Annotated in this window: 5 protein-coding genes; all 5 read left to right on the top strand. The window is 66.6% G+C overall.

The genetic code is table 11. The features are described 5' to 3' along the window. The coding region (locus tag KA184_23790) for a biotin--[acetyl-CoA-carboxylase] ligase (protein MBP8132614.1) at window positions 1-597 on the top strand (597 nt) is incomplete at its 5' end. A gap of 3 nt (window positions 598-600) precedes the next feature. Continuing rightward, complete coding sequence (locus tag KA184_23785; protein MBP8132613.1) at window positions 601-1,374, top strand: type III pantothenate kinase; 774 nt, start codon at window positions 601-603, stop codon at window positions 1,372-1,374. Continuing rightward, window positions 1,371-1,958 (top strand): hypothetical protein, encoded by a 588-nt coding sequence (locus KA184_23780; protein MBP8132612.1) that lies wholly within the window; start codon window positions 1,371-1,373, stop codon window positions 1,956-1,958. The genes KA184_23785 and KA184_23780 overlap by 4 nt, the downstream gene beginning before the upstream one ends. Further along, window positions 1,955-2,836 carry a hypothetical protein gene (locus KA184_23775; GenBank protein MBP8132611.1) on the top strand — a complete coding sequence of 294 codons (882 nt, stop codon included), beginning with the start codon at window positions 1,955-1,957 and terminating at the stop codon, window positions 2,834-2,836. The genes KA184_23780 and KA184_23775 overlap by 4 nt, the downstream gene beginning before the upstream one ends. A gap of 11 nt (window positions 2,837-2,847) precedes the next feature. Next, on the top strand, window positions 2,848-3,051 hold a 204-nt coding region (locus KA184_23770; GenBank protein ID MBP8132610.1), incomplete at its 3' end, for an ATP-binding cassette domain-containing protein.

Genomic DNA, 3,051 nt, shown 5'->3' with positions numbered 1-3,051 from the left:
GCGGATGCGCAGACTGCGGGCCGCGGTTGCAGCGGCCGCTCCTGGCATAGCGCGCCGGGGCTGGGACTCTGGCTGAGTGTCTCGCTGCGGGGCGCGGCAGCCGGTTTGACGTCCGCCGGGGCGCTTGCCGTGCGCGACGCGGCGCGGTCCGGCGCCCGCCTGACCGTGAGGTGGCCGAACGACCTCGTGTGTGCGGGGCGCAAGGTCGCGGGCGTGCTCGTCGAGCACCGGAACGGCTGGAACGCCATCGGCATCGGCATTAACGTGCATCATTTCCCGGAGGATTTCCCGCCGGAACTGCGCGAGACCGCCGGGTCGCTCCAATATCTTACCGGGCGCGCGTGGGACCGTGCCGCCTTGCTTTGCGGCGTGTTGCGCATGCTGGACCGGCGTGTCGCCCAGCTGCGGGATGGGCGCGGCCGCGAGATGCAGGAGGAATGGGCGGCCGCGTGCGGCGTCTTGGGGCGCAGGGTGCGGCAAGGCGACATTACGGGTGAAGCGGCGGCTCTTGACGAAGACGGCGCGCTGCTCGTGCGGAGCGGGGGCCGCATGCACCGTCTCGTGCGCGGGCCCATCGCCTACGCGGACGGAGCCTGAGCCATGCTGCTGGTGATGGACGTCGGCAACACGCATACGGTGCTGGGCCTGTACGATGGCGAGACCCTGCGCGGGCACTGGCGCATATTCACCAACAATTACCGCACCAGCGACGAGCTGCGCGTGCTGTTCTTCATGCTGCTGCAAAGCGCCGGCCTCGACCCGGGCATTATCGAGGGATGCTGCATCTCGAGCGTCGTGCCGCAGATCAACATCGCGCTCGAACACGTGAGCAAGAAGGTTTTCGGCGCGAAGCTGCTCATGGTCGGGCCCGGTGTCAAGACGGGTCTGGTGCTTCAGGTCGAAAACCCGAAAGAAGTCGGCGCGGACCGGATCGTCAATTCCGTTGCGGCGCGCGCCGAGCACGAGGGGCCGCTCATTGTCCTTGACTTCGGCACCGCCACCACGTTCGACGCCGTGACGGCCAAGGGCGAGTGGCGCGGCGGCGTCATCGTGCCGGGGCTGCAGCTTTCGGCCGACGTGCTGTTCGAGCGCTGCGCGAAACTGCCGCGCGTCGATATCGCCGTGCCGCCCACCGTGATCGGGCGTGACACGATTGCGAATATCCGGTCCGGACTCACGTACGGTTACGCGGACCTGGTTGACGGCGTGGTGCGGCGCATGGGCCGCGAGATGCAGTGCACGCCCGTGGTCGTCGCCACGGGCGGTCTGTCCGACGTCGTCGCGGAACTGGCCGAGACCATTGACGTGGTTGACCCGTTGCTCACATTGAAGGGCCTGCGCCTCGTGTATGAGCGGAACGAGAGGCAATTGTGACGGCGCGGCGCAACATCTGTTGTGTCGCCCTCGCGTTGGGGGCGCTGGGCTGTGGCCCCGGCATTGCCCCGCCCGCCCCGCAGGAACCGGCGGCAGGCGGGGCCGGCAGCGACGCCGCCGTGCGCATGAGCAGCGGCATCAACCTGTACATGCACGATGCGCGGCCCACCGCGGGCGCGGCGCGCAAGCCCACGTTCTGGGTGCACGCGGAGTATTTCACCATGCTCGACGACCAGGTGTGGTCGTTCGAGAACGCGCAGGCCGCCATCTATGGCAAGAATCCGGATGAGGAAGAAATCATGCTGCAAGCGGCGCGCGGCCGGTTTCAGGAAGAGAGCGGGGCGCTGCTCGAAGGGGGCGTGACCGCCTATGTCGGCGACATGACCCTCGAACTCGCCGATATCGAATGGATCAATCCGCGCGAAGAAGGGGAAGAGGGCCTGGCCCGCTCCGACAATGATCTTCAGGTCAGCAGCCGGAGACTCCAGTTGCGCGCGTCCAGTTTGCGCCTGTTCCCGGAATCCGAGAAGTTCGTGTTGACGAACGTTTCCGGCATGGTGCGTTTTGGAGAACCCGCCCAATGAGAAGCGTCATGCTGGCAATTCTGGCCATTTGCGCCGCGGCGGCGGCCGTCGCACAGGGCGGCGCCCTGAGCGGCGGCTATAACGCCATGAAGGCGGACTACATCGGCGAGGTTACGGGCAGCATCGAAAACGGCAGTTTCGAGACCATGTCCGGCGGCGTGGAGATCACGCTCCTATCCGACGACCCCGAACAGAAGCCCGTGCCCATCCGCGCGCGCACCATGACCTTCGAGTACGCGGGCGAGGGCGGCAAGCCCTCGCGTATCCTGATGCAGGGCAGTGTGCAGGTGAACCACCCCGTGGCCGCGGTCAGTGCCGACAAGGCGGAGTGGGATTTCGAGCAGGGCGAGATGGTGTTCGCGGGCAATGTCGTCATGAACAGCGAGCGAATGAAGAACGTCCAGTGCGACGAGCTGGTCCTCAATTTCAATACGGGCCGCTACCGCATGACGAAGGTCAAAGCCGAGCTCGTGTCGCCGGAATCCGGCGGCGAGAGCGCGCCCGCCGACCCGTCGTTGCTCCGCGAATCCGACGTGCAGGACTGGCCTGGCCTCGTTGCCACGCTCAAGCAACAGGCCGCCGCGGACGCCGCATCGCCCGGCAAGCACATCTTCTCGCTGCTCGACGGGGAGACGCGCGGCATTTTGACCAGCGCGTCCACGGAGACGATTGTCGAGAACAAGGGCAGGCTGGTCAAGACGCTGAACAAGGTGCTGGCCAACCCCAAACTCTACAACGAAGCGGCATGGTCGGGTGTCGCATTGAGCGACGAGGCCAAGACGCTCCTCGAAAAGAAGGACCGCACGCCCGAGGAACTCACCCGGCTTAACCGGCTCCTGCTGCACGCCGCCTACCCCGCGCATGTCGCGGCGCCCTGAGGAATTGGCCCATGCCCGAGGCGCCTCCCTTGCTCGAAACGCACGACCTCGTCAAGGCGTTCAAGAAACGCACCGTCGTGCGCGATGTGTCGATCACCCTGGCGCCCGGCGAAATCGTCGGCCTGCTCGGGCCGAACGGCGCGGGCAAGACGACCACCTTCAACATGATCGTCGGGTTGCTCCGCCCGGACGGCGGCCGTATCGAATTCAACGGG

This window comes from Candidatus Hydrogenedentota bacterium, from assembly GCA_018005585.1.
Classification (GTDB): Bacteria; Hydrogenedentota; Hydrogenedentia; order Hydrogenedentales; family JAGMZX01; genus JAGMZX01.
This window is presented reverse-complemented; position numbering and strand designations above follow the sequence as displayed.

What these genes read in the sequence shown, in the direction of transcription:
- KA184_23785 (MBP8132613.1), top strand. Translation starts at nt 601, where the DNA reads ATGCTGCTGGTGATGGACGTCGGCAACACGCATACGGTGCTGGGCCTG.
- KA184_23775 (MBP8132611.1), top strand. Translation starts at nt 1,955, where the DNA reads ATGAGAAGCGTCATGCTGGCAATTCTGGCCATTTGCGCCGCGGCGGCG.